Annotated in this window: 25 protein-coding genes and 1 tRNA gene; 10 read left to right on the top strand and 16 right to left on the bottom strand. The window is 32.5% G+C overall.

Annotated elements, in window-relative coordinates; all coding sequences use genetic code 11:
• Nucleotides 1–6 precede the first annotated feature (6 nt).
• The 4 genes from A0083_RS02835 to A0083_RS02850 all read left to right on the top strand — a co-directional run bounded on the left by A0083_RS02835 (nt 7) and on the right by A0083_RS02850 (nt 2598).
• Nucleotides 7–513, top strand: coding sequence for a YqhA family protein (locus tag A0083_RS02835; protein ID WP_039663187.1), 507 nt, complete (start codon nt 7–9; stop codon nt 511–513).
• 14 nt (nt 514–527) lie between these two features.
• Nucleotides 528–1550, top strand: a complete 1023-nt coding sequence (gene hemE / locus A0083_RS02840; protein WP_120759544.1) for a uroporphyrinogen decarboxylase — start codon at nt 528–530, stop codon at nt 1548–1550.
• Complete coding sequence (locus tag A0083_RS02845) at nt 1547–2455, top strand: radical SAM protein (RefSeq protein WP_197554024.1); 909 nt, start codon at nt 1547–1549, stop codon at nt 2453–2455. The genes hemE and A0083_RS02845 overlap by 4 nt, the downstream gene beginning before the upstream one ends.
• A 68-nt stretch (nt 2456–2523) precedes the next feature.
• Nucleotides 2524–2598 (top strand) — tRNA-Asn (locus A0083_RS02850).
• 154 nt (nt 2599–2752) lie between these two features.
• Here A0083_RS02850 and A0083_RS02855 read toward each other — a convergent pair.
• The 5 genes from A0083_RS02855 to der are packed head-to-tail and all read right to left on the bottom strand — an operon-like array spanning nt 2753 to nt 9222.
• Nucleotides 2753–5143 (bottom strand): tetratricopeptide repeat protein, encoded by a 2391-nt coding sequence (locus A0083_RS02855; protein WP_197554027.1) that lies wholly within the window; start codon nt 5141–5143, stop codon nt 2753–2755.
• 8 nt (nt 5144–5151) lie between these two features.
• Nucleotides 5152–6387: a serine--tRNA ligase gene (gene serS / locus A0083_RS02860; RefSeq protein WP_120759538.1), complete on the bottom strand. Its 1236-nt coding sequence runs from the start codon at nt 6385–6387 to the stop codon at nt 5152–5154.
• Between the two features lie 12 nt (nt 6388–6399).
• A complete protein-coding gene (gene trpS, locus A0083_RS02865) occupies nt 6400–7359 on the bottom strand; it encodes a tryptophan--tRNA ligase (RefSeq protein ID WP_197554030.1) in 960 nt (319 codons plus the stop codon).
• A complete protein-coding gene (locus A0083_RS02870) occupies nt 7356–7853 on the bottom strand; it encodes a shikimate kinase (RefSeq protein WP_197554033.1) in 498 nt (165 codons plus the stop codon). Before A0083_RS02870 ends, trpS begins: the two co-directional genes overlap by 4 nt.
• Nucleotides 7837–9222 carry a ribosome biogenesis GTPase Der gene (gene der, locus A0083_RS02875; RefSeq protein ID WP_043019536.1) on the bottom strand — a complete coding sequence of 462 codons (1386 nt, stop codon included), beginning with the start codon at nt 9220–9222 and terminating at the stop codon, nt 7837–7839. The genes A0083_RS02870 and der overlap by 17 nt, the downstream gene beginning before the upstream one ends.
• Before the next feature lie 100 nt (nt 9223–9322).
• Between der and A0083_RS02880 the strand changes: the two genes are divergently transcribed.
• From A0083_RS02880 to pyrF, 6 genes are read left to right on the top strand one after another with little or no spacing between them, the layout of a single operon-like run.
• Nucleotides 9323–10255 (top strand): DMT family transporter, encoded by a 933-nt coding sequence (locus A0083_RS02880; protein WP_197554036.1) that lies wholly within the window; start codon nt 9323–9325, stop codon nt 10253–10255.
• Entirely contained in the window at nt 10245–11606 is a 1362-nt protein-coding gene (locus A0083_RS02885; RefSeq protein ID WP_197554039.1) for a uracil-xanthine permease family protein, read from the top strand. Before A0083_RS02880 ends, A0083_RS02885 begins: the two co-directional genes overlap by 11 nt.
• Nucleotides 11607–11624: 18 nt before the next feature.
• Entirely contained in the window at nt 11625–12428 is an 804-nt protein-coding gene (gene kdsA / locus A0083_RS02890) for a 3-deoxy-8-phosphooctulonate synthase (RefSeq protein ID WP_120759529.1), read from the top strand.
• Between the two features lie 11 nt (nt 12429–12439).
• Nucleotides 12440–12910, top strand: a complete 471-nt coding sequence (gene ribH / locus A0083_RS02895) for a 6,7-dimethyl-8-ribityllumazine synthase (protein ID WP_043019540.1) — start codon at nt 12440–12442, stop codon at nt 12908–12910.
• A gap of 1 nt (nt 12911) precedes the next feature.
• Nucleotides 12912–13310: a transcription antitermination factor NusB gene (nusB, locus tag A0083_RS02900; RefSeq protein WP_197554042.1), complete on the top strand. Its 399-nt coding sequence runs from the start codon at nt 12912–12914 to the stop codon at nt 13308–13310.
• Nucleotides 13307–13990 (top strand): orotidine-5'-phosphate decarboxylase, encoded by a 684-nt coding sequence (gene pyrF, locus A0083_RS02905; RefSeq protein WP_197554045.1) that lies wholly within the window; start codon nt 13307–13309, stop codon nt 13988–13990. Before nusB ends, pyrF begins: the two co-directional genes overlap by 4 nt.
• Nucleotides 13991–14001: 11 nt before the next feature.
• Here pyrF and A0083_RS02910 read toward each other — a convergent pair whose 3' ends face one another.
• The 11 genes from A0083_RS02910 to rpmH are packed head-to-tail and all read right to left on the bottom strand — an operon-like array spanning nt 14002 to nt 25060.
• A complete protein-coding gene (locus A0083_RS02910; RefSeq protein ID WP_043019543.1) occupies nt 14002–14412 on the bottom strand; it encodes an META domain-containing protein in 411 nt (136 codons plus the stop codon).
• A 17-nt stretch (nt 14413–14429) separates the two neighbouring features.
• Nucleotides 14430–16022 carry a methyl-accepting chemotaxis protein gene (locus A0083_RS02915; protein WP_197554048.1) on the bottom strand — a complete coding sequence of 531 codons (1593 nt, stop codon included), beginning with the start codon at nt 16020–16022 and terminating at the stop codon, nt 14430–14432.
• A gap of 15 nt (nt 16023–16037) precedes the next feature.
• A complete protein-coding gene (purH, locus tag A0083_RS02920; protein WP_120759520.1) occupies nt 16038–17570 on the bottom strand; it encodes a bifunctional phosphoribosylaminoimidazolecarboxamide formyltransferase/IMP cyclohydrolase in 1533 nt (510 codons plus the stop codon).
• Nucleotides 17571–18338: a DnaJ domain-containing protein gene (locus A0083_RS02925; RefSeq protein ID WP_197554051.1), complete on the bottom strand. Its 768-nt coding sequence runs from the start codon at nt 18336–18338 to the stop codon at nt 17571–17573. It lies immediately after the preceding gene.
• 2 nt (nt 18339–18340) lie between these two features.
• Nucleotides 18341–20518, bottom strand: coding sequence for a phosphoribosylformylglycinamidine synthase subunit PurL (gene purL, locus A0083_RS02930; protein ID WP_197554054.1), 2178 nt, complete (start codon nt 20516–20518; stop codon nt 18341–18343).
• A 12-nt stretch (nt 20519–20530) separates the two neighbouring features.
• Nucleotides 20531–21859: a tRNA uridine-5-carboxymethylaminomethyl(34) synthesis GTPase MnmE gene (gene mnmE / locus A0083_RS02935; protein ID WP_197554057.1), complete on the bottom strand. Its 1329-nt coding sequence runs from the start codon at nt 21857–21859 to the stop codon at nt 20531–20533.
• Nucleotides 21856–22704 (bottom strand): Jag N-terminal domain-containing protein, encoded by an 849-nt coding sequence (locus A0083_RS02940; protein ID WP_197554060.1) that lies wholly within the window; start codon nt 22702–22704, stop codon nt 21856–21858. Before A0083_RS02940 ends, mnmE begins: the two co-directional genes overlap by 4 nt.
• A complete protein-coding gene (gene yidC, locus A0083_RS02945; protein WP_197554063.1) occupies nt 22688–24268 on the bottom strand; it encodes a membrane protein insertase YidC in 1581 nt (526 codons plus the stop codon). Before yidC ends, A0083_RS02940 begins: the two co-directional genes overlap by 17 nt.
• On the bottom strand, nt 24232–24615 hold the full coding sequence (gene yidD, locus A0083_RS02950) for a membrane protein insertion efficiency factor YidD (RefSeq protein ID WP_120759509.1): 384 nt from the start codon (nt 24613–24615) through the stop codon (nt 24232–24234). The genes yidC and yidD overlap by 37 nt, the downstream gene beginning before the upstream one ends.
• Nucleotides 24603–24929, bottom strand: coding sequence for a ribonuclease P protein component (gene rnpA / locus A0083_RS02955; protein ID WP_197554515.1), 327 nt, complete (start codon nt 24927–24929; stop codon nt 24603–24605). The genes yidD and rnpA overlap by 13 nt, the downstream gene beginning before the upstream one ends.
• A complete protein-coding gene (gene rpmH, locus A0083_RS02960) occupies nt 24926–25060 on the bottom strand; it encodes a 50S ribosomal protein L34 (protein WP_012661270.1) in 135 nt (44 codons plus the stop codon). The genes rnpA and rpmH overlap by 4 nt, the downstream gene beginning before the upstream one ends.
• Nucleotides 25061–25199 lie beyond the last annotated feature (139 nt).

A 25199-nucleotide genomic window follows, 5' to 3' on the forward strand; every position in this document is an offset into this window, starting at 1 on the left:
GGAAAAATGCTAGGAAAATTTTTTGAAAATTTATTAGTTAAAAGTCGTTTGGTTACTATTTTACCGGTTATTTTTGGTCTTGTTGGTGCTTTTGTTTTGTTTTTTATAGCTAGTTACGATGTAATTAAAGTTTTAAAATATGTTTTTGAATACTTTATGGTTTCTAATTCAACAGTAGATTTGCATGAGGATATTGTGGGTTTGATTATAGGTGCTGTGGATTTATACCTAATGGCTTTAGTTTTATTTATCTTTTCTTTTGGAATTTATGAGCTTTTTATTAGTGAAATACAAGAGTTTAAAAAAACAAAACAATCTAAAGTGTTAGAAGTGCATAGCTTAGATCAACTCAAGGATAAACTAGCAAAGGTTATCATTATGGTTTTGGTGGTAAATTTCTTCCAAAGAATTTTACAAATGCAGTTAAACACCGTCTTAGATATGACCTATCTTGCAGGTTCTATTTTAGCTCTTTGTATAGGTCTTTATTTTTTACATAAAAGCGATCACTAATATAAGGAATAAAAATGATTTTTATTGATGCGTGTTTAAAAAAACCAACTCCTTATACTCCTGTTTGGATGATGCGTCAAGCAGGAAGATATTTGCCTGAGTATATGGAAGTTAGAGCAAAAGCTGGAGATTTTTTATCTCTTTGTAAAGACTATAAAAAAGCAAGCGAAGTTACTTTGCAGCCTATTGATATTTTAGGGGTTGATGCGGCTATTATTTTTTCAGATATTTTAGTGGTACCTTTAGAAATGGGCATGGATTTGAAATTTGAAAAAGGAGAAGGACCGGTATTTTCAAACCCGTTGAAAACAAAAGATGATTTAGAAAATTTAGATGTGGAAAAAAGCATTAAAAATCTTTCTTATGTATATGATGCCTTAGCACTTACTAGAGAAAAACTTTCTCAAGATAAAGCATTGATTGGTTTTTGTGGAAGCCCTTGGACTATTGCTACTTATATGATAGAGGGTGGTGGTAGTAAAAATTATGCAAAATGCAAAAAATTAGTTTATCAAAATCCTGAATTTTTACATCAGATTTTATCTAAACTTACTTTAGCATTGAAGTATTACATTCAAGAGCAAATCAAAGCAGGTGCAAATGCTATTCAAATTTTTGATAGCTGGGCAAGCGCTTTGGAGAAGGAAAAGTTTTTTGAATTTTCTTTTAACTATATGCTTGAGATCGCAAATTTTATAAAAGAAAAATATCCTGATATTCCTGTGATTTTATTTCCTAAAGGTGTGAGTGGCTTTTTAGATGATATCGATGGAAATTTTGATGTTTTTGGTGTAGATTGGAGTACGCCTTTAGAGCTTGCAAAAGAAAAACTAGGTGCTAAATATACTTTACAAGGTAATATGGAACCTTGCAGGTTGTATGATAAAAAAGCGATCGAAGTAGGAGTGGAGAAAATTTTAAATATCATGCAAGGTAGTGCGCATATTTTTAATTTAGGTCATGGGATTTTACCAGATATTCCAGTGGAAAATGCAAAATATTTTATTAAGTTAGTTCAAGAGAAATCACAAAAGTGAGTAAAATTACCTTTGGACCTATAAGCTCAAGAAGATTTGGACTTTCATTAGGTATTGATTTAAGTCCAAATCAAAAACAATGCAATTTTGACTGTGTATATTGTGAGTTACAAGCTGCAAAACCCTTAGAAAGGGCTTTAATCTATCCTGAAGTTCAAGATATTATCCATGAAGTGCAAAAAGCATTAGAAAGTAATGTGCAATTTGATTTTTTAACATTGACCGCAAATGGCGAACCAAGTTTATATCCTCATTTAGAGAAACTAGTTAATGAGTTAAAAAAAATAAAACAAGATAAAAAGCTTTTGATTTTAAGTAATGGTAGTGGGGTTTTAAACCCTAATTCTTTTAATGCGCTGCTTGGAATTGATGTTGTGAAATTTAGCCTTGATAGCGCAATAGAAAAAACATTTTATAGAATCGATAGAGCTTTAAAGCAAATTAGACTTGAAACTATGGTTGAAAAAATGATAATTTTTAGGGAAAAATTCTTAGGTGATCTTGTGATGGAGGTCTTAATCGTACAAGGTTTAAATGATAGTAAAGAAGAAATGCATGCTTTAAATGATGTTTTTGCAAGAATTAAGCCTTTAAGGGTTGATTTAAGCACGATTGATAGACCACCAGCTTATCCAGTTAAGGGTGTATCTACGGAAAAACTTGAGGAATTAAGCGCGTGTATTACTACTGTGCCTGTGGTGCTTGCTAAGCATTATTATAAAGGCGATAAGATAGATTTTAACGCTTTTGAGCTTTTGAAAATGGTACAGCTTAGAGCGCAGAGTGAATTTGACGTAGAAAATAAATTTAGCCAAAACAGTAAAGAACTGCTAAAACAACTGGTTGAACAAGGCCAAATTACTGTAAAAAACTTAGCAGGGGTAAAATTTTATAAAAAAATATAATTTTTTGTAAAAAACTCTTGACAAAAGTATTTTTTTCTTATATAATACCATTTCTTATTTATTGATGTTCCGGATTAGCTCAGCGGTAGAGTAGTCGGCTGTTAACCGATTGGTCGTAGGTTCGAATCCTACATCCGGAGCCACTTCTTTTATTTATATAATCTCATGTAATATTATTTAATTTTACTATCATCATAAACCTTATCTTGTATTTAAACAGTTTCTGTTGAGCCATCTGCTCTAGTTAAAGTTAAATTTATTTATATGTTTAGTATTTTCTATATAAAATAGAAAATACTAATGTTTGATATCAAAGGTAAAGAATTTGCTTTTGAAGTTATTTCCCACTTTTTCATACTGAAACATTGCAGGTTCTAAATTTTGCACTTCGTGATATAAAAGACCTAACGCAAGTCTAGCTTCTAGAGTTTCTTCATTTTCTAATCTTGCAAGCTCAAGTAAGGCGATAGCTGAATTTGGGTTATTTGAGCCTATTGCAGCTACTGCTGCTAAAAAGAGTGTTTGAGCATCTTTGATTTTATAATCATCGATCAAAATATTATAAAGCGTGTATGCTTCTTGGTATTCTTTTGCAAAGATATCTACATATGCTAAAGCAAAGATCAGCCCAATGGAGTTTTTGTTGCTAGTAGAAAGTCTTTTTTTAATGTCATTTCTAACATGATTAAGCAAACCCGTAATCTGCATAAGTGTTACATAGCTATCTTTTACAATGCCTGCGCCACCAAATAATGAATTATAATCAAGTTTAGTGGTTAAAAAGTATATTTGAGCTTTTTTAGCATACTCTTTTATATCTAGATTGGTATTTTCTGAATTAAAATATAAGATATTACTAATAATATCTTCTTTTAGCAAATCTTTAAGTTCCTTAATTTTTTCATTTCTTAAATTTTCAAGATTATTTCCATTAGCAGCTATGATAGAAAACATTAATTCTAATGGTGAGTTTTCTTTGCCTGAAAGATTATCTAAATAAGGTATCATTGCTGTAAAGTCGTTTCTTGATAAATGAATGAGATATTTGTAAATATTATGGTTTTGATCAATTGTTGGATCTGCTTGTAAGTTTTCTAGTAACTCATTGGTTAATTTTGTATAGTCTTTTTTTACTAAATCCATGCAGAAAATAGCAAAAATTCCTGCAATGTAGTTTTTAGGATTTAGATGATATGCGGTTGAAAAATGCTTATAAGCATTGTGATAATCTTGCAGTTGGGCATAAGTAAGAGCAAGATTATAGTGAATAACATCATGCGCATGATAAATTTCACTAATGTTTTTAAATTCTTGATTTGCTTCTCTTAAGTGAAAGTTAAAAGCAAGGTTGATTGCATGGGATAATTCCACATTAACGCCTGATAAGGCTTTGCTTTTAACTAGCAGTTCATATTCATAACCTTGTATGAAATTTCCCAAATCAGCCTTAGTGATAAGCTCCATACTCTGTTTGACATCAAAAACACGGTAAGGGGAAAAATAAAACAGCAAATCATAAATTTGTTGTTTTCCGGTGATCAGTCTTTTTGCGAAATTTTGTTGAGCAATGTCTATATTAGACAAATTGCGTTTTAATCTAGTTTTGATTTTATAGTATTTCGTTCCGATATCTCTATCTTTAATATATAAAGCTTTTAAGATTTCAGAGCCATTGGCGTATTGTCCTAGTTTTAAGTCAACCAAAGCTAGGGCAACTTGACTTCTTTGTTTGTGTAAGTCACTTTTACTTGATTTTTCAAGGTGTTCTTTTGCTTTGGCGTACTGGCCGATCTTTGCATATAATAAACCTAGTGGAAGATCTACGTTGTATTCTTCTTGTTTTTGTAAGAAATTGATAGCATTTTTTTCTGATTGTAAAAGAGAGTAAATTTTGCCACTAATGTAGTATGACTCATCTTTGTAAGATGGATTGTCTACTTTTGAAAACATTTGCAATGCTTCTGGGTAAAAACCTTGGTAGTAATTAATCAAACCTTGATAATAATAATACAAAGAAGACTTTGAATCTTGCGGAAGATAAGCTTTAGCTAAGTCGATATAGTGATTGAATTTTGCTCTATTGCCTAGATTATAATAACACACAGCAAGATTAATACTAGCTGCTACTTTATGTTCACCTAGATCAAGAGATTGTTTAAAATTTTCTATCGCACTGGTGTAATCTTTTTGCTTCATCTGAGCCACTCCAAGATTGTAGCTAGATAGAGATTGGTTGAAAATATTGATATTATTGTAAAGCTCTAAAGCGCTTTCTATATCACCTTTTTCATATAGTAAATTTGCTTTTTGTACAACTAAATCAAGCGCTGATTGTTTTACTCTGGTGATATTTGTGCTTGAATTATCATCTGCGAAATTTTGTATAGTAGGTTTTTGTTCATCTTTAGAAAAGATGAGTATAATTAAAACAATCAATAAAACAAGCGCGAGTCCTCCAAGCGCTGAAATTAAAATAAGAAATTTTTTGTCAAAAAGTTTTTTTTCTTCTTGGGGTTGAGGAGCAGGGGGTTCTTCTTCTACTCTTTGAAAAGTACTTTCTTCATCTTCTAGTTCAGGTGGTATCATACCTGGAGGAATGGTTTGTTCTTCCACTCCAGGATTTTCATCAATATCTGAAAAGGCTTTTTCTTGGTTATTTTCTTCTTTAAGTGTTACTTCTTCAGCCATGTTTCCTCTTAAAAGTATTTTCTTAACACATCAGGAATTCTTATGCTTCCATCTTTTTCTTGATAATTTTCCATAATAGCAACCAAAGTTCTACCAACGGCTAGTGAAGAACCATTAAGTGTGTGTACTAATTCGTTTTTGCCTTTGTCGTTTTTAAAACGGATTTTAGCTCTTCTTGCTTGAAAATCTTTGCAGTTGGAAACCGAACTAATTTCACGGTATTTATTTTGAGATGGAAGCCATACTTCTAAATCTACTGTTTTAGCAGCTGAAAAACCTAAATCTCCGGTGCAAAGCATTAAATGTCTATGAGCCAATCCTAAAGAACTAAGCAAATCGCTTGCACAAGTTAGCATTTCTTCAAACATCATTTCGCTTTGTTCAGGTTTACATATGCTAACAAGCTCTACTTTTTCAAATTGATGTTGTCTGATAATGCCTCTAGTATCTCTTCCTGCGCTTCCTGCTTCTTGTCTAAAGCAAGCACTATAACAAGTCATTTTTAAAGGCAATTCTTCTTGGGTTAAAATTTCATTAGAATAAAGATTGGTCACAGGAATTTCAGAAGTTGAGATGAGGTATAAATCATCATTTTCTACTTTATACATATCATCTTTAAATTTTGGAAGCTGTCCGGTGCCATACATAGTTGCGCTATTGACTAAAAATGGCACATTAACTAGCTCAAAACCTCTACTTCTATTAAAATCTATCATATAATTTACTAAAGCTCTACTTAGCAAAGCCCCTTCATTTTTGAGTACACAAAAACGACTTTGTGAGATTTTAACCCCTCTTGTAAAGTCAAGCCAGTTTAATTTTTCACCTAAATCATGGTGTTCTTTGATCTCAAAATCAAAACTAGGCGGAGTAAGTATTTTTTTAAGTTCGACGTTTTCATCCTCATCTTCCCCCAAAGGTACACAATCATCTGGTATATTTGGCACTGCAAGAGCAATTTGTTCTAGTTTTTCTTCTAGTGTACTAACGATTTTTGATTGAGTGTTGATTTTTTCTTTATTTTGGCTTAGCTGTGTTTTTAAACTTTCTTTATCTTGTGCAGTTGCAAGTTCTTTGCTAAATTTATTTTGAAAAGCTTGAAATTCTTCCAAAAGTGCTTTTTCTTTTTTTAAATTGACAAATAATTCACTGAGTTCTTTAAGTAAATTTTCATCGACTTTTTTAGCTTTTAATTTTTGTGCGATTTCATCAAAATTATTTTGTAAAAGTTTTAGATCTAACATTATAACTCCTTATTATAGTCCTATTTTAGCATAAATTTTTTCCATTGTTTCTTGAGCTTGTTTTTTTGCTTTGTTTGCGCCAAATTCTAAAATTTCTTCGATTTTAGAAGGATTAGCTAGTAGTTTCTCATACTCTTCTTTGGCTGGAGCAAAATACTCACTAATAATTTCGTTTAAATACATTTTAAAATGCCCATATCCTTCGCCACCTTTTTGATATCTCGCGATTAAGGCTTCTTGTTCTTGAGTGTTTAAGAATAGTTTTGCAATGTTAAAGACATTACATTGGGTGTGATCTTTTGGATCTTCTAAAGCTGTACTGTCTGTAACGATAGAAGAAATTTGCTTTTTGATGGCTTTAGGAGTATTGAAAATATCAATAGTGTTTTGATATGATTTACTCATTTTAGCTCCATCAGTACCTGGTACTACCGCAACTTCATCGTTAACTTTTGCTTGAGGTAGGGTGAAGATTTCTCCCCATTCGTTGTTGACTTTTAGGGCAATATCTCTTGCAATTTCAACGTGTTGAATTTGATCTTTGCCGACTGGAACCACTTGTGCGTTAAAAAGTAAAATATCTGCAGCCATTAAAACAGGATAAGAAAAAAGCCCGTGGTTGGCGTTTAAGCCTTTGGCGATTTTATCTTTGTAGCTATGTGCTCTTTCTAAAAGCCCCATAGGGGTAAATTGAGAAAGGATCCAGTAAAGCTCCATTACTTCTTTGACATCGCTTTGTAACCAAAAAACACTTTTTTGCGGATCAATTCCTAAGCTTAAAAAAGCCGCAGCAGCTTTAAGCGAGTTTTGTCTAAGTTTTTCCCCATCAAAACTTGAAGTCATAGCATGGTAGTTTGCTATAAACATATACATTTGACTTTCTTCTTGCATGTTTAGCATTTGTTTGATTGATCCAAAATAGTTTCCTATATGTAAATCCCCGCTTGGTTGTAAACCTGTAATAACTCTCATTTTACCTCTTTTTTAATCTCTCTGATAATTTTTTTAATGCTTTTGTTTTCAATGTTAATTATAATATCTGCTTTTTTTTCATATTTTTTTATTCTTTGCTTAAAAAGCATTTTGGCGTTGTTTGGATTAGCCAGTAAAGGTCTTGCAGATAATTCCTTTTGCTTTAATCTTTGTATGATGTATTCAAAACTTGCTTGTAGATAAACAATTTTACCAATCTCTTTTAACCCTTTTTGTTGTATAAAACCACCACCACTTGCAATGGAACAATTTTGAGTGTTAGCAAGAAAAGTAAGCAATTTTTTTTCTTCTTTACGAAATTTTTTCTCCCCGTATATTTTGAAAAATTCACTAATTTCAAGATTAAATTTATCTTTAATCAAACAGTCTGTATCTAAAAAAAATTTATCATATTTTTCTGCATAAGCTCTTGCAATAGTCGTTTTACCACAACCCATAAAACCTACAAAAAGGAGGTTATCCTTCTTGCTCATCTTTGCTACCTTTTTTTCTTGAAGCTAAAATCAAAGGCACGCCTTCAAAATTAAAATGTTTTCTGATTTGATTTTGCAAATAGCGTTTATAACTAAAATGCAAGGCTTTAGGACGATTCATGATTAGAGCTATTTTTGGAGGTGCTAAGTCATACTGCACGGCATAGTATATCTTAACTAGTTTTCCATAATCATGAGGCAATGGGTGTGCTCTTGTGGCCTCTTCTACTAAAGCATTTAACTTTGCTGTTGGAATTTTTTGTGTGAAATTTGCAAAAACTTCTAAGATTTTATCTAAAAGTACGTGCACTCTTTTTCCACTTAAAGCCGATACGCTTACAACAGGTGCATAAGCTAGAAATTTAAAACGATCTAGTTTTAATTCTTTTAAAGTTTTGTCAAAATCAAGCTCGCTTTTATCCCATTTGTTTAAAACAATAATCACACCCAAACAATGTTTGGCAGCAAGTCCTGCGATACGCTCATCTAACTCGTTAAAACCCTCAGCTGCATCTAGAACTAAAAGCGCAATTTGGGCATTAGCTAGAGCATATTCGGTTCTATTGAGTGCATAGCGCTCTAAGCCTTGTATTTTTCCACGTTTTCTAATCCCTGCAGTGTCTACAAATTCGATGATTTTATCTTTATGCATAATGCTTTCATTAACAGGATCAATGGTAGTACCTGCTATATCGCTTACCACACTACGTTCTTCTTTTACTAAGGCATTTAAAAGACTTGATTTTCCTACATTCACTCTACCAATAATCCCTACTTTAATGTGGTTTTCATTGATGGTTTTTAGTTTAAAATCTCCGCTATTTTCATCAAAATTTTCTAAATAACTTTCAAAATCTTCTTCTTCATCTGCATTTAAAAAGCTTTCATTTAAGAATTTACCAGCCCACATGCAAAGCTCATCGATGCCTATATTATGTGTAACCGAGATGTTAAAAACTTCTTTAACACCAAAATTTGAAAATTCCCAAGATCTTTCTTCATCTTTTTTGTTATCGACTTTATTGATTACTAAAGCTATGGGTTTGTTGAGTTTTTTCATTTCATAAAAAAATGCTTTATCTTCATCATCAGGTAGGAATTTACCATCAACCATATAAAAGATAATATCGCTATTTTTAGCAGCTTTGAGAGAATTTGCTTTGACGTTTTTAAAAAGCTCGTTGCTCTCATCAAGCCCACCGCTGTCTATTAACAAAGCTTTTTTACCATCAATCTCTACTTCGATTTTGTTTGTATCTCTTGTGGTTCCGCTAATATCGCTAGTGATAGCTATACGTTTTCTTGCAAGTCTATTAAAAAGACTTGATTTGCCAACATTAGGTTTTCCTATTAAAATAATACTTTGCATTGATACCCATTTTTTAAATTTTTATTTGTGATTATATAAAAATTGCCTTAAAATTAAGCAAAAAAGACTAAAATAACGGGAATTTTTATGTGGAATTAATATGTTAAGAATTGTCAAAAAAAATTTAGGTATATATTTTATGATTATTGCTTCGATAGAGTTTGCACTTGTGGGTGCTTGTGCAAAAATTTTAAGCGAAGAATTATCATCAATTGAAATTATGTTTTTTAGAAATATCATAGGCACCGCTTTCATGCTCTATGCTCTTTCAAAATTAAATTTTCATAAAAGTGGTGGACATCTTGGACTGCTTATTTTTAGAGGTATTATAGGAACAGTTGCTTTATATCTTTTCTTTTATAATGTTTCTAATATTTCCCTAGGAGGTGCTTTTGCATTTCAAAAAACAGCACCTATTTTTATAGCTTTAATTGCCTTTTTGTTTTTTAAAGAGAGGTTAGGGTTAAAAGCGTGTTTTGGAATTTTGATCGCTTTTATTGGGGTGTTATTGGTTTGTCAGCCTTTTGCAGATAGTAGTACGCATTCGGGTTTTGATTTAAAAAATAGCATTCTGGGAATTTTAAGTGGTTTTTTTGCAGCTTTGGCGCTAACTAGCGTAAGAGAACTTAGAAAATCATATCCAGCGCCTTTTATAGCCTTATCTTTTGTTTTGATTGGTACTTTAATGCCTTTGGTTTCTATGATCATAGGTTCATTTTACGAGGCAAAAGAATTGGACTTTTTAATCGCACCTTTTGTTATGCCTAGTTTTAAAGCTTGGATTTTTATTATTTTAATGGGTATTTTTGGTGCTATGTATCAAATTCATGTTACCAAAGCTTATGGTGTAGCAAAAAAAGCAGGAGTGGTTGCAGGGGTTAGTTATATAGATGTAGTTTTTACTTTATTTTTGGGTATATTGCTAGGAGATGATTTTCCTAGTTTGATGGTTTTTATAGGAATTTTCAGCATTGTTATAGGAGGAATTATTTTGGTAAGTAAACAAACAAAAGGAAAGAAAGATGGAAAATAAAACAGACTTAATTTATGGCTTAGAAGACAGGCCACCATTTGCTAAGGCTTTTTTTGCTGCGTTAGTGCATTTGATGGCAATGTTTGTGGCTGTTATTACGCCTGCTTTGTTGATTTGTAAAGGACTTGGGGTAGATGATAGCAATACAGCTAGAATCATTTGTATGTCGCTTTTTGCTTCAGGCGTAGCTTCGCTTTTGCAAATTAAGACTTGGGGTCCTGTGGGAAGTGGTCTTTTGTCTATTCAAGGAACAAGTTTTAATTTTGTTACGCCTATTATTTTGGGTGGACTAGTTTTAAAAGATAATGGTTTGAGTCAAGAAGCGATGCTTGGAGCGATTTTTGGGACTTTAATGCTTTGTTCTACCACAGAGATGATTATTTCTCAAATTCTTCCTTTTGTTAGGAGAATTATTTCGCCTTTGGTTTCAGGCATTGTTGTGATGATTATAGGTCTTAGTTTGATCAATGTAGGTTTGATAAGTGCTGGAGGTGGTTTTGCTGCTAAAGCAAGCGGGGAATTTGGTTCATTGCAAAATTTATTGCTTGCTGCAGTGGTGATTTTAAGTATTGTTATTTTAAATCGTTTTGATAATGTATATATAAGAATTTCATCTTTATTTATCGCTATGATTATAGGGCTTTTGGTGGCTATGACTTTTGAAAACTTTAGCTTTAGCTTTAATGAAAATTTACCTTTGATCTTTTTACCCGATCCTTTGCATTATGGCTTAAGTATTGATTATAATTTGATTTTACCTTTGATTTTGGTTTTTATGGTAACTTCTTTAGAGACTATTGGTGATATTAGTGCAACAAGTGAAGTTTCAAACCAACCTGTTAAAGGTGAGCTTTATGCTAAAAGGTTAAAAGGAGGGGTTTTGGCTAATGGTCTTAACTCTTTTGTTTCGGCTTTTTTCAATACCTTCCCTAATTCGTGTTTTGGTCAAAACAATGGCGTTATAGCTTTAACGGGTGTTGCAAGTCGCTATGTGGGCTTTATAGTTGCTTTTATGCTGATGATTTTAGGATTATTTCCTATTGTAGCAGATATTACATTGCAAATTCCAGAGCCTGTTTTGGGTGGGGCAACTTTAGTGATGTTTGGTACGATAGCTGCAACGGGGGTTAGGATTATTTCAAAAGAAAATTTAAACCGTCGTTCTATTATTATCATTGCAATGAGTTTGGGTATAGGACTTGGTGTTTCAAATAATCCTGATATTTTAAATTTTATGCCTTTATGGTTTAAGACTTTATTTTCTTCAGGGATTGCAGCAGGAGGAATTACAGCGATTATTTTAAATTTTGTTTTTCCACTTGAAGAAAATACAAAAAATAAAGTAAAATAATAAAACAAGGAAAAATAGATGAAAAAAATGATATTAATTGCAGGTCCTTGTGTGATAGAAAGCGAAGAGCTTGTTTTTAAGGTTGCGCAAGAACTAGAGTGCTTTTTAAAAGATGATAGAATTGATTTTTATTTTAAATCAAGCTTTGATAAGGCAAATCGCACAAGTATTAATAGCTTCAGAGGACCAGGCATTGAAAAGGGTCTGGAGGTTTTGCAAAAAGTAAAAGATAAATTTGGTATGCAAATTCTCACTGATATTCATGAAAGTTCTCAAGCAAGCATTGCGGCTGAGGTTGTAGATGTTTTGCAAATCCCTGCGTTTTTGTGCAGACAGACCGACCTTTTAGTGGCAGCTGCTAAAACAAAAGCAAAAGTTAATGTAAAAAAAGGACAATTTTTAAATCCTGATGATATTAAATACAGTGTAGCTAAAATTTTACAAACTAGAGGCATTGATGAAGAGGGGTTTGAAGTTGCAAAAGAAAATGGTGTTTTTGTGGCTGAAAGAGGTTCGAGTTTTGGTTATGGGAATTTAGTGGTAGATATGCGAAGTTTGGTTATTATGAGAAAATACGCTCCAGTTATTTTTGATGCTACCCATAGTGTCCAAATGCCAGGGGCAAATGGAGGAAGCAGTGGCGGCAAGAGCGAATTTGTTGAACCTTTAGCAAGAGCCGCTGCTAGTGTTGGTGTAGATGGATTTTTCTTTGAAACGCATATTAATCCTTGTGAGGCTTTGTGTGATGGTCCAAATATGCTTGATCTTTCAAGACTTAAAAATTGCGTTGATACGCTTTTAAAAATTCAAGAAATCATTTAAAAAGGAAACATATGAAGATAATAGAAGGAAACTTAAGTTTAAAAGGTGATGAGAAAATCGCAATCATTAATGCAAGATTTAACCACATCATTACTGATCGTTTGGTTGAAGGTGCTAAAGATGCTTTTTTAAGACATGGGGGTAAAGAAGAAAATTTAAATCTTATTTTAGTGCCCGGTGCTTTTGAAATTCCTTTTGCATTAAAACAAGCTATAGAGAGTAAAAAATTTGATGGAATTTGTTGTGTTGGAGCGGTAATACGTGGCAGCACTCCGCATTTTGATTATGTTGCAGCTGAAACAACTAAAGGGATCGCAAGTGTAGGACTTGGGGCGAATGTGCCTGTAAGTTTTGGAGTTTTAACAACTGATACTTTAGAACAAGCTATAGAAAGAGCAGGTAGTAAGGCAGGAAATAAAGGCTTTGAAGCTATGCTTACCGTAGTTGAAATGCTTAATTTAATTCAAAAAATTAAGGCTTAAAATGGCTACTAGACATCAAGTAAGACAAAGTATCGTTTCCTTGCTTTATGCAGCACAGCTTAATCAGGAAAATAAAGACTTTATCAATGAATTTTTAGATGAGAAAAAAATTCGCAACGATCAAAGAAAATTTACATTAGATTTATACAACGGTATCAATGAGCAGCTTGCTTTTCTTGATGAAAAAATCAATGAATGTTTAAAAGAGTATAAATTAGATGGGGTGGCTAATATAGAAAAAGCTATTTTGCGTTTAGGTGCTTATGAGATTTTATTTACTTCTACTCAAAAAGCGATTATCATTAACGAAGCTATAGAGCTTGCTAAGGAAATGGCAGGTGATAATGCTCCTAAATTTATCAATGGAGTATTAGATAAAATCAACAAGGAAAAACAATGAAGCTTTGTGTGGCTTTTGATGTGGCAAGTTATGATGATTGCCTTCATTTGGCTAAAGAATTAAAGGGTTTAGATATATGGATAAAAGTAGGGCTTAGGTCTTATTTAAGAGATGGTGTAAAGCTTTTAGAGGCGATTAAAAAAATAGATGATTTTAAAATTTTTTTAGACTTAAAGCTTTATGATATTCCAAATACTATGGCCGATGCTTGTGAAGAACTTGCAAAACTTAATGTAGATATGTTTAATATTCATGCAAGTGCTGGAAAAAGCGCTATGTGTACAATCATGGATCGCTTGAGTGCTCTAGAAAAAAGACCGTTAGTATTGGCTGTGTCAGCATTGACAAGTTTTGATGAGCAAGAATTTTTTAGCTTATACCGCCAAGATATTAAACAAGCGGTGAAAGAATTTTCTAAAATAAGCTACGAAAGTGGTCTTGATGGTATGGTGTGTTCGGTGTATGAAAGCTTACTAATAAAAGAAAACACAGATTCAAAATTTATCACCTTGACGCCTGGAATTCGCCCTTTTAAAGAAAATTCAGATGATCAAAAAAGAGTGGCTGATATCCAATGTGCGAAAGAAAATCTTTCAGATTTTATTGTAGTAGGAAGACCTATTTATAAAGCAAAAGAACCTAGAAAGGTTTGTGAGGATATATTAGAGCATTTAAAATAAGCCCAAAAGGCTTATTTTAAATATACTTTCATTTTCTTATTTTCTAGTATGATGCCATTATCATCACTAGTGATTTGAAAATCTCCATTAAAATATCTCAAGAAATTATCTTCAAATTTCATAGATTCTTGATCACAAAGCATTTTAGTAGAGGCAAGATTGTCTTCTATTTTAATGCTATCTCCTTGATCTTTATAGTTTCCAAAAAATCTATTACACCCTGATACTCCAAATACTCTTTTGTCTTTATTGTCAAAGCTAATGCTAGTTTTTATTGTATTGGATTCAAAAGTTTTTCCATTAGCCTCATAAGAACTGATAGTAAATTCTTTATTTTGTAAATCATCAACACTTAAATTCGCCACCGAGCACCCACTAAAAATAGCTACGCTTGCAGCGCCAAATGCTAGTAATTTTTTCATTTTTATACTCCTTTATTTTATACATTGAAATGTTTTAATTCATCTTCTAAATTTTGACAGACTATATTTAACTCATGTGCAACATCAAGTAAAATTTTTGAAATTTCTTCGTTTTTATCACTGAGTTTGACGGTTTCTTGCATTTTATCTAGTAAAGATTGCAAAGTCTCTTGTGTACTTGAAATTTTTTGCATACATGCATTAGCTAAATCTCTTGCATTCTCATTGCAAACTTTTACTTCATTGGTTCCTTCTACTAGATCTTTTGCATCTTGATTTAGTGAATTAATTTCTTTTGCATTGTGTTTTAATTCTTTAGAAACTTCATTGATGCTATCTACTAGTTGCTTGGTTACTATAGCAATATTTTTCAAAAATTCTTCCGAGTTTTGAGCAAGATTTCGCACATCTTCAGCAATTACTGAAAATCCGCGCCCAAACTCTCCTGCACGTGCTGCTTCTATCCCTGCATTTAGAGATAAAAGATTAGTTTTATCAGCAATTTCTCCCATCATTTCAGAGGCTTTTTTGATTTCCTCTGCTTGCTTTTCCATGATTTCTACTTTTTGAGATAAAACATCTTCATTTTCTGCAACAACTCTCACTTTATCCACTACCTGACCTAGCGAATCAAGCATAGCATTTAATACTTCGAATGATTTTGTATTTGCTTTGTTTGCATTATTTGAAAGCACAGCTAGATCTTGTAATTCTGTGTGAATTTGTTCACTTAGTTGGTAAGATTCATCTGTTTTAGTGTGACCTTCTTTGGTTCTATTAGCTAGATCAAGTGCATTGGCATTTAGAAGTTTTGATTGCTTATCTACCATTTGAGAGCTTTCATTGGTAGAAATAACGGTATTTTGAATTTTTTCGATAAATTGATTAATATAAACACAAGCTTTGCCTATTTCATCATTGCTTTTTACGCTAATTCTTGCACGTAAATCCCCATCTCCACTAGCTAGTTCTTTAGCATGTTTTAAAAGGTCTAAGACAGGATTTCCTACAACAATTTTTAAAATATAAAGCACAGCAAATACAGTAAAAAGTAAAGCAACGCTAAAGATTACAATATAAGTTCTTGCAGAGTCTGCTAGATCATCATCAATATGTTTTAAGTCATTGTACATATCCATCACGCCCAATACATCGCCTTTTTGAGCATTGGCATGGCATGCAAGACAGGTTTCATTGGCGATTAATGGACGTATTAATCTTAAATAATGCCCTTGTTCATTGTTGATTTCGACTGCTCTAACTTGAGGTTTACTAAATTGTTCGTTGATGAGTCTATCATCGCTTTTTGTAAATTTTTGCATTTCAAAAAGCTCAATGGTGCTTTGTGAGGGATAAATTTTAATATCTTTAATACCTTCAATCTCTCCAGCTTCTTTAATAGCTTGTTCTATGATAGCAGGATCGCCTAGGTTCATCGCCATTCTTAATGTTTGAAAAACAGAAGCACTTAGAGTATCTAAATTAGCGCGACTGATTCTATCGGTTGTTTGCTGAGAGTCGTTTTGCAAAATAATTTGCATAATAATAAAACTAATAAGCAATGTGGAAATCATTGCTAAAGATATCTTTGCACCGATGCTTTTAAACATTTTAATCTCCCTTTTTTAATGTAAAAAGTGTCTTACACCGCTAAAATATAATGCAATGCCATATTCATTAGCTGCTTGGATAATATCCTCATCTCTTATGCTTCCACCTGGCTCGATAATGGCTTTTACTCCGATTTTGCTAGCCTCATCAATGCTATCTCTAAAAGGAAAAAATGCTTCACTTGCTAAAACGCAACCTTGCAAATCAAGCCCCATTTCTTTTGCCTTGCTAATAGCTGCTTTAGCCGCATCAATACGACTTGTCATACCCATGCCAATAGCTACCATAGCACCATTTTTTACATATACTACGTTGTTTGACTTGGTGAATGCGGCAATTTTCATAGCTATTTCAAGGTCTTTTAATTCTTCTTCGCTCGCTTTTCTTTCGCTTTTTAAAACCGCATTTTTTAGCTCATCTTCTTTAACTTCGTCACTATCTTGATATACGAAGCCACCATCAATATGCTTGAAGTCGTATTTGTCGTAAGCTCTAGTTAAAAATGGTGCTTTTTGTGTGAAAATTTTAATACGTTTTTTATCTTTAAATACTTCCAATGCTTCATCATCTACATTTGCAGCAATGATTACTTCGATATAAATTTCATTAATTTTTTGTGCTAATTCTTTATCTAAGGTTCCATTGATCGCAACAACTCCGCCATAAGCACTTAAGGTGTCACATTTTAATGCGTGGATGTAACTTTGAAGTAGATTTTCTTTTATAGCAAAACCACAGGCATTGGCGTGTTTTACAATTGCCACTGCAGGGGCTTTATCAAAAGCGCTTGCTAAGTTTAAAGCCGCATTGATATCGGTTAGGTTGTTAAAACTTGCTTCGCCTTTTAAGGTTGTAAAATTATGTGTGAAAAAGTCATCAAATTCATACAAAGCACCTTTTTGATGAGGATTTTCTCCGTATTTTGTATCAAAAACTTTCTGTCCTACGATAAATTTACTTGCCCCAAAGCCACCATTGAAGCGCTCATTCATGTAGTTTGCTATATATGCATCATAATTTGCAGTATGCTCGTATGCTTTGATCATTAAAGATCTTCTAAAATCAAGATCTAAGGTATTTTCTTTTAAAGCTTGAATGATTTTGTCATAATCTAAAATATCACAAACAACAATGACATTTTTAAAGTTTTTTGCACCACTGCGTATCATTGCTGGGCCGCCAATGTCAATATTTTCAACAATCTCATCAAAATCTTGTGTCATAATGGTTGTTTTTTTAAAAGGATATAAATTTACGCACAGCAAATCAATGCTTTCGATGTGATGTTCTTTGGCTTGTTTTTGATGATTTTCATCTTCTCTTTTATATAAAATTCCGCCATGAATTTTTGGATGTAAGGTTTTTACACGCCCTTCAAACATTTCTGGGCTTTGAGTAAAATCACTTACTTCTTGCACTTGTAGGTTGTTTTCTTTTAAAAGTTTATATGTACCACCAGTAGATAAAAGTTCAAAACCTAGCTTTGCAAGTTCGCTTGCAAATTCTACAACACCTTCTTTGTCGCTTACACTAATGAGTGCTTTCATTTAGTTTTTCCTTTCTATGTATTGTTTTAAAAATTCATAAGATTCGTTAACTTCTTGAAATTTTTTTACACCTTCTTTTATTTTGGCTTCATCGCTGTGATTAGCATTTAAAATATCAGGATGGTATTTTTTAGCAAGTTCTCTATAACGTTTTTTCAGTTCTTGTAATGTTATATTTTCATTTACTCCTAAAATTTTACATGCTTTTTGTAAATTCATGTTTGAATTTTGAGTTTTCATGGAATTTAAAAGCTTATCAAGTAAATTTGCATCTAGTCCAAAAGCTCGTATGATAGACATTAAAACTTCTTTTTTTGCATGATTGACTTCTCCGTCTATTAAAGCCATTGCAACTAAAACATTAAAAATATTAATTCGTTCTTGCTGTGGTAAAGGCACTTCTTTGATAAGTTCTTTGGCTACTTCATAAGTATCATTTAAAGTGTTTTTGTGTTCATTGAAGCACTGTTTTAAAAATTCTCTTTCTTTTGAATCTTTGGCATTATAATCAAGAATTTGTGAAATCATATTGGCTTCGTTTTCACTTACCCTGCCATCGCTTTTTGCGATTTTTGCTAAAAGTGCTATAACATAGTAGTTTAGTCTTCTTTTAAAACCATCAATTCTTTCTTCATGGTAGCCTTGTTTAAAGCCTTGAGAAAAGCTTTTGGCTCCTTTTTTAAAAGAGCCCAAAAGATCATCTTTTCCCCATGTTTTATAATACCAATAAAATGCCAAAATTGCTAATATTAATAAAACAAAAAGCATTTTTATCCTAAATATTCATTAAATTTATCAAAATAAATTGCTTGTAGTTTTGCTAAAGATATCTTAATTTCATCTAAAATGAAATCTTTTTCATTTAAATTTCCAAGTTTTGTAAATTTAATTCCCATTTCATTTACAAATTTAATAAATTTTTCTTCATCTTTAACACCTACTATAACTCTTGTTGGGCTTTCTTCAAAAATAAAACTTTTATCTTCAAAATTAGTTTTTACTTCAATGCCTAAATTTGCCTTTGCGCTCATTTTTGCTAGAGTGATAGCAAGACCACCAATACCTATACTATTTGCACAGTCAAGTAATTTTGTTTCATTGGCTTTTAGTAAGAAATCCCATAGTTTTAATTCCGCGTTAAAATCTATATCTTTAAGTTCTCCTGCAACTTTTTGATCTAAAACTTTAGCAACCAAAGATCCACCAAAAACACCTTTGCTTTCTCCAAGTAAATAAATAGCTTGTGTATTTTTACTAAAGTATGATTTTAAAACATTTTCTGCGCTTTCGTTGACTCCAACACATGCGATGGTTGGACTTGGAAAAATACTCACTCCATCGGTTTCATTATATAAGGAAACATTGCCACTTACCACAGGAGTGTTGAGTTCTTTACAAGCTAGTTTGATACCTTCGCAGCCTTGAGCAAATTGCCACATTACCTCAGGATTTTGTGGATTACCATAGTTTAAACAGTCGCTAATTGCTAATGGTCTAGCGCCTGAGCATGCTATTTTTCTACCTGCACTTGCAACAGCTGCTGCTGCACCTATTTTTGGATCAATATAGTTTAATCTTGAGTTGCATTCAATTGCCATGGAAAGTAAGCAATTGTTTTCTTTGATTCGAATGCTGTTTGCTCCTAAAGCTCCATCACTTTTTAAAGTATTGGTTTGCACGCTTGAATCAAATTGTTCGTAAATATAAGCTTTGTTGCTTACATTTTCATTTGCAAGGAGTTTTTCAAATGCTTCTTGGGTGGAAATATTGAGTTTAAATTGATAGTTTTTTATTTCATCTAAATATGCTGGCTTAGCTACAGGTCTATCAAGCATAGGTGCTTTTTCGCTTAGTGGTTCAATAGGGATTAAGCCAACTAACTCATCATGCCAAAATAGTTCCATTTTACCAGTATCGGTAACTTCACCTATAATCGCTGCATCAAGCCCCCATTTATTGAAAATCTCGATTACTTTTTCTTCATAACCTTTTTTAGCGCAAATTAGCATTCTTTCTTGTGATTCGCTTAGCATTAACTCATAAGGAGTCATGCCTTCTTCTCTCATAGGGGTTTTATCAAGATAAAGCTTCATTCCGCTACCACTACGTCCTGCCATTTCAAAAGAACTTGAGGTAAGTCCAGCTGCACCCATATCTTGAATACCTACAATATAATCTGTTTTAAAAAGCTCTAAGCAAGCTTCCATTAGTAGTTTTTCAGCAAATGGATCTCCAATTTGCACAGTTGGTCTTAAGCTTTTGCTAGATTCATTAAAGCTATCACTTGCCATTACAGCTCCACCAAGTCCATCGCGACCGGTTTTTGAGCCTACGTAAATAACAGGATTTCCTATACCTTCAGCTTTTGCATAAAAAATATCTTCAATTTTACAAGTTCCAAGTGCAAAAGCATTTACTAAGATGTTTCCATTGAAACATTCATCAAAAGCACACTCTCCACCTATGGTAGGCACACCCATGCAATTACCATAGTGCGAAATTCCGCTTACAACACCTTTAACTAGGTATTTTTGGTGTTTACCTATTTTTTCATCATGAATGTTGCCAAATTTTAAAGAATTCATGCCAGCAACTACTCTTGCGCCCATAGTAAAAACATCACGTAAAATTCCACCTACACCGGTTGCAGCACCTGCAAATGGTTCTATAAAACTTGGGTGATTGTGGCTTTCTACTTTAAATACAGCAGCCATTCCTTTGCCTATATCGATTACTCCGGCATTTTCACCAGGTCCTTGGATAACCCAAGGAGCTTTGGTTGGAAAGCCATTGAGGTATTTTCTGCTTGATTTATACGAACAGTGTTCACTCCACATGGCAGAAATAACTCCAAGCTCCAATAGATTAGGCTCTCTGCCTAGTATGTTTAAAATTTCTTGATATTCCTCATCGCTGATTTTGTGTTGTTTTATAATTTCTTTATCCATTTTCTCTCCTTGTTATTTACCTAAACAAAAATTACTAAACATTGCATCTAAAATTTCATCTCTTTCAAAATCTTTTGTAAATTGGGCTATCTCTCCTATGGCTAAATTTAATTCAAAGGCAAAAAGCTCTAATGAGCTTTCTTTTAATAAATCTCTTGCACGTAAAATGGCTTCGCTAGCATTTTTGCAAGCATTGAGTATTAAGGTATTGCTAATTAGCATTCCATCGCCATCAAGGGTGTTAAGGTATTCGTTTAAATTTTCTTTGATAGCTTGGGTATTTTCTTGTGCGCAAATACGTATACAAGAGTTGCTTATTTCGTGTTGAAATCTAGTGGTTAAATCGCTTTTGTTTAAGACATAAAGAATTTTTTTGTTGCAATTTTCTAAAGCTTGTAAAATACGCGCATCTTCTTCATCAAATTCTCTAGAACCATCAAAAACAGCTATGATAATATCTGCTTCTTTAATGCTTTCATAACTTAAATGAACCCCAATTTTTTCTATTTCATTATCTGCATTTCTTATACCTGCTGTATCAATGATCTTAATTAAGTGTGAACCTATTTTTAAACTTTCTTCGATACGATCCCTTGTTGTGCCTGCGACATTAGATACAATGGCTCTATCAAATGCTAAAAGTGAGTTTAGTAGCGAGCTTTTTCCTGCATTTGGTTTGCCGATAATTACAACTTTAAAGCCTTCTATCAAACCTTTTTTACTTAAAGAAATATCTACGATGTCACGCAAAAGTTTTGAATTTTTTTCACACATAGTGATGATTTGATCAAGTAGATCTTGCGGTAGATCATCATCTGCATAGTCTATACTAGTTTCTACAAAAGCAAGTGTTTGAACAAGATCAATTCGAATGGTATTTAAAAATTTACTTAAATCACCTTTAATGTTTTTAGCAATAATATTTGCAGCACTTGTTGATTTTGACATAATAGCATCTTGTATGCTTAAGGCTTTTAGAAGATCCATTTTACCATTAAGACAAGCCCGTTTACTAAATTCTCCAGGGTTGGCAAGGCGTGCACCTGCTAAAATAAGTTCATCGAGTAAAATTTCACTCAAAGAAAAGCCTCCATGGAGTTGAAATTCTACTATATCTTCTCCCGTAAAAGAAAAAGGTGCTTTGAAATAAATCACTAAAGCTTCATCTAAAAAATCGTTGTTGTTTTTGTATAATTTGCATAAGTGTGCATAGCGAGGTTTTAGTTCTTTTTTACGAGTAATTTTTAGTGCAAGCTCTAAAGCTTTAACTCCACTTACTCTAATAATACTTATAGAGCCCACTCCATGGGCTGTAGCAATAGCAGCTATAGTATCATTCATTCATTTTTCTTCAAAAAATCATTTACAACGATGTATCTTTGATCATCGTTTTGCTTGATGGCGACGTATTTATCTGGAAAGCGTTCTCTTAGTTTTTCTAAGGCAAGTTTTAGCCAAATTCCATCTAATGGTTTTGTTTGAACTCTTCCTGTGCTTTCTACTTTTTCTATAAGAATTTTTAGATAACTTTCAATAGCTTGGGTTTGATTTTCTAAAAATTGCGCGATTTCTAATCTAGGTTGAATTTTATATTTAGCATTAAGCCAATTATAAAGCAAATACGAAAAAGCCTTGTATCTATGTGCTTCTTTTCCTATAAGCAAGGCTGCATCTTCACCATCAAGTTTGATTAAAACACAATTTTCATCCCAAACACTCACTTGTATAACCTTAATATCAAAATCAAAAGTCGCAAGTAGTTTTTCTAATGAATAATGAATTTCATCAATATAAGAAGCGATATTGATCTCTTCTGAAGATTCCTTGTGGAATGAATCAAAAATTGCATCATTTTTGACTTTATAGTGTTCTCTTGATGTATTGTTTTCTAGAGGTTTTTGAAATGAATGATTTTCTTTATATTCTTTTTTTGGTTCGTATTTTTCATAGTTTTTTGTAGTGTGTTTATTTAATTTTTCATTTTGATATTTTTTTGCTTTTTCATAATGAGGTTTTTGAGGTTTTTTATGTCCTTTAATGCAAATGATAGCATTTTTTCTAAACAAACCCAAAAAGCCTGTTTTTGCATGTTGAATGACTTCGTATTCTAAGTCAACCACAGAGCACTCAAGTTGCTTTGAGGCTTCTATGAGTGCAGTTTGTAAGTCTTTAGCTTCTATGTTCATGTTTAGCTACTTCCTCTTTTTTGTGATTTTTGAAAAGTTTATTAACAATCACTTGTTGGATAAGTGAGCATATATTGTTAACACACCAATATAGGGTTAAACCTGCCGGGAAGGTCAAGAAAAAGAATGTGAAAATCAAAGGTAAGAATTTCATGATTTTTTCTTGCATAGGATCTTGTATGGCCATTGGTGTGATAAGTTGTTGGATAAACATAGTTAGGCCCATAAATATAGGTAAGATAAACCAAGGATCCATTACAGATAAGTCTGTGATCCAAAATGCCCAAGGTGCAGCTTTGAGTTCTATTGCATTGAGTAAAACTCTATAGATTGCAAAGAAGATAGGAATTTGAATGAGTATAGGCAAACAACCACTCATAGGATTTGCACCGTGTTTTTTATAAAGCTCCATCATATGAAGATTCATTTTTTGAGGATCGCCTTTATAGCGTTCTCTAATCTCTTTCATTTTAGGTGCTAAGTCTTTAAGTTTGTTCATAGAAATCATTGATTTATAAGTAAGCGGGAAAAGGATAATACGCACAATTAATGTCATAACAACAATAGCCCAACCCCAGTTGCCTAAGTATCCATGTAAGAAATTTAAAAACTCAAACATCGGTTTAGCGATAAAAGTAAACCAACCATATTCTACTACATCATCTAAGTCAGCGTGAATAGATCTTAAAATTTCATGCTCTTTTGATCCTAAATAACCACTTGCTTTGAAGATATTATTAGCGCTAGCAAAAACGATGGAATTTTCATGACTATCTTTTGTAACTACCGCATTAAGTGGATTTTCAAAGTTGTAAAAGAAAGCACTATAGTAGCGATCTGAAGCAGCCATAAGAGTGACATTTGAAAAGCTTTCATCATGTTCTACATCACCATCTTCTAGCATAGTGATTTTATCATCTTTATCTAAGATCAAAACTCCATGTACTGTGTAGCTATCAACTGCTATATTGGGACGATAACCTGGAGTGATAAAGTAAGCTGCATCTTTACTTAAACTAACTTCTAGGTCGTAATTGCCGTATGGATAGAATGTGATTTTTTTGGTCACAACAAGATCGTTTAGATTTTGCGTAAGAATTAGTGTGGTGTTATCATCATTTACCTCAAGGGTTTTTTGACTTGCAGTGTATATTGTATTAAATGCTTCTTGGTTGATTTTTGCATCGCTAAATCTTAATTCTAATGGCATAGGCGATAAAGAAGCATCTACTAAGTTGATGCTTTTGCCATTTTCATCCTTGTATTTTGCATCGCTTAAATAAAATTTAGCAATTCTACCTAAAGAGTCAATATGTGCTTCAAAATGTTCACTTTTAACAACTGCTATTTCTTCTTTTTGGTTAACACTTAGTTCAGTTTTTGGAGCCTGAGTGTTGGTATTTGCAGTGGCTTGTGGAGCTGAATTGTTTTGTTCTATTTGAGTGATGTTTTGCTCAACTTGTGGAGCTTTTGGGATAAAAAAATAATCATAAACTACAAAAAATAAGAATGATAAAACAACGGCAATTAGTATGCGTTTTTGCTGGGATAAATTTTCTGACACGGATTGTCCTTTGGAAATATAATCTTAATTAAAAAAAATTGATTATCGTTGCAAGGGATATAAAGATAGTTGAGTTGTTTTAAAGCATTAAAACTAGGTTTAAAACATATACCTGAGTTTAGATTATTCTTGCGTATTTTAGGATAATCAATACCACCTCTAAAAAACGGATTGCATTTTAAAATTCTTAAAAAAACAGCAACAAATGCTTTAAGAATATTATTTTTTTTAAATTGCCATAAAGCGTATTCGGAGCAACTTGGATAATATCTACAGCATTGTGGCTTAAAAGGGCTGATAAAGAGTTGATAAAATCTGATAAGTTTTAGACAAGCTATTTTATGCATCCTATTTTTTTCAAACCCCATTTCAAGTTTTTTTCTAATTTTAAAAAAGGAATTTCAGTAATACTTGATTTAGCTACAAGTATGTATTTTCCGTTTTCAACTTGATTTTTAACCTGAAAAAAAGCTGATCTTAAGAGCCTTTTGGCTCTATTTCTTATGACAGCTTTTCCAACTTTTTTACTAGCAACGACAGCAAATTTTTTCTCATCACTTAAGGTGTAAAAGATGATCACGCCTTCGCAGTGCCATTTTTTACCTTCTTTGTAAATTGCTGCAAATTCTCCTAAGTCTTTAATACTTAGAAAGTCTTTTATACCGCTAATCTTTTTCTACCTTTAGCACGTCTAGCGTTGATCACTTTGCGACCATTTTTGCTTTTCATACGTACACGAAAACCGTGAGTTCTTTTTTTAGGAGTTTTATGTGGTTGGTATGTTCTTTTCATATTTTTTCCTTAACTTAAAATAAAAAACAAAATAATAAGCGTGTATGTTAACAAATTCTTACTTAAATCTGCTTTTAATTAAGAGTTATTTTAAAAGTTTTTGCTAAATTTTGATTTTACTTTTGAAATCTAAAGGAAA

Source organism: Campylobacter sp. 2014D-0216, assembly GCF_014931215.1.
Lineage (GTDB): Bacteria > Campylobacterota > Campylobacteria > Campylobacterales > Campylobacteraceae > Campylobacter_D.

Coding starts and splice junctions, on each gene's coding strand:
- A0083_RS02835 (WP_039663187.1), top strand. CDS start 7: ATGCTAGGAAAATTTTTTGAAAATTTATTAGTTAAAAGTCGTTTGGTT.
- hemE (WP_120759544.1), top strand. CDS start 528: ATGATTTTTATTGATGCGTGTTTAAAAAAACCAACTCCTTATACTCCT.
- A0083_RS02855 (WP_197554027.1), bottom strand. CDS start 5,143: ATGGCTGAAGAAGTAACACTTAAAGAAGAAAATAACCAAGAAAAAGCC.
- serS (WP_120759538.1), bottom strand. CDS start 6,387: ATGTTAGATCTAAAACTTTTACAAAATAATTTTGATGAAATCGCACAA.
- trpS (WP_197554030.1), bottom strand. CDS start 7,359: ATGAGAGTTATTACAGGTTTACAACCAAGCGGGGATTTACATATAGGA.
- A0083_RS02870 (WP_197554033.1), bottom strand. CDS start 7,853: ATGAGCAAGAAGGATAACCTCCTTTTTGTAGGTTTTATGGGTTGTGGT.
- der (WP_043019536.1), bottom strand. CDS start 9,222: ATGCAAAGTATTATTTTAATAGGAAAACCTAATGTTGGCAAATCAAGT.
- A0083_RS02880 (WP_197554036.1), top strand. CDS start 9,323: ATGTTAAGAATTGTCAAAAAAAATTTAGGTATATATTTTATGATTATT.
- A0083_RS02885 (WP_197554039.1), top strand. CDS start 10,245: ATGGAAAATAAAACAGACTTAATTTATGGCTTAGAAGACAGGCCACCA.
- kdsA (WP_120759529.1), top strand. CDS start 11,625: ATGAAAAAAATGATATTAATTGCAGGTCCTTGTGTGATAGAAAGCGAA.
- ribH (WP_043019540.1), top strand. CDS start 12,440: ATGAAGATAATAGAAGGAAACTTAAGTTTAAAAGGTGATGAGAAAATC.
- nusB (WP_197554042.1), top strand. CDS start 12,912: ATGGCTACTAGACATCAAGTAAGACAAAGTATCGTTTCCTTGCTTTAT.
- pyrF (WP_197554045.1), top strand. CDS start 13,307: ATGAAGCTTTGTGTGGCTTTTGATGTGGCAAGTTATGATGATTGCCTT.
- A0083_RS02910 (WP_043019543.1), bottom strand. CDS start 14,412: ATGAAAAAATTACTAGCATTTGGCGCTGCAAGCGTAGCTATTTTTAGT.
- A0083_RS02915 (WP_197554048.1), bottom strand. CDS start 16,022: ATGTTTAAAAGCATCGGTGCAAAGATATCTTTAGCAATGATTTCCACA.
- purH (WP_120759520.1), bottom strand. CDS start 17,570: ATGAAAGCACTCATTAGTGTAAGCGACAAAGAAGGTGTTGTAGAATTT.
- A0083_RS02925 (WP_197554051.1), bottom strand. CDS start 18,338: ATGCTTTTTGTTTTATTAATATTAGCAATTTTGGCATTTTATTGGTAT.
- purL (WP_197554054.1), bottom strand. CDS start 20,518: ATGGATAAAGAAATTATAAAACAACACAAAATCAGCGATGAGGAATAT.
- mnmE (WP_197554057.1), bottom strand. CDS start 21,859: ATGAATGATACTATAGCTGCTATTGCTACAGCCCATGGAGTGGGCTCT.
- A0083_RS02940 (WP_197554060.1), bottom strand. CDS start 22,704: ATGAACATAGAAGCTAAAGACTTACAAACTGCACTCATAGAAGCCTCA.
- yidD (WP_120759509.1), bottom strand. CDS start 24,615: ATGCATAAAATAGCTTGTCTAAAACTTATCAGATTTTATCAACTCTTT.
- rpmH (WP_012661270.1), bottom strand. CDS start 25,060: ATGAAAAGAACATACCAACCACATAAAACTCCTAAAAAAAGAACTCAC.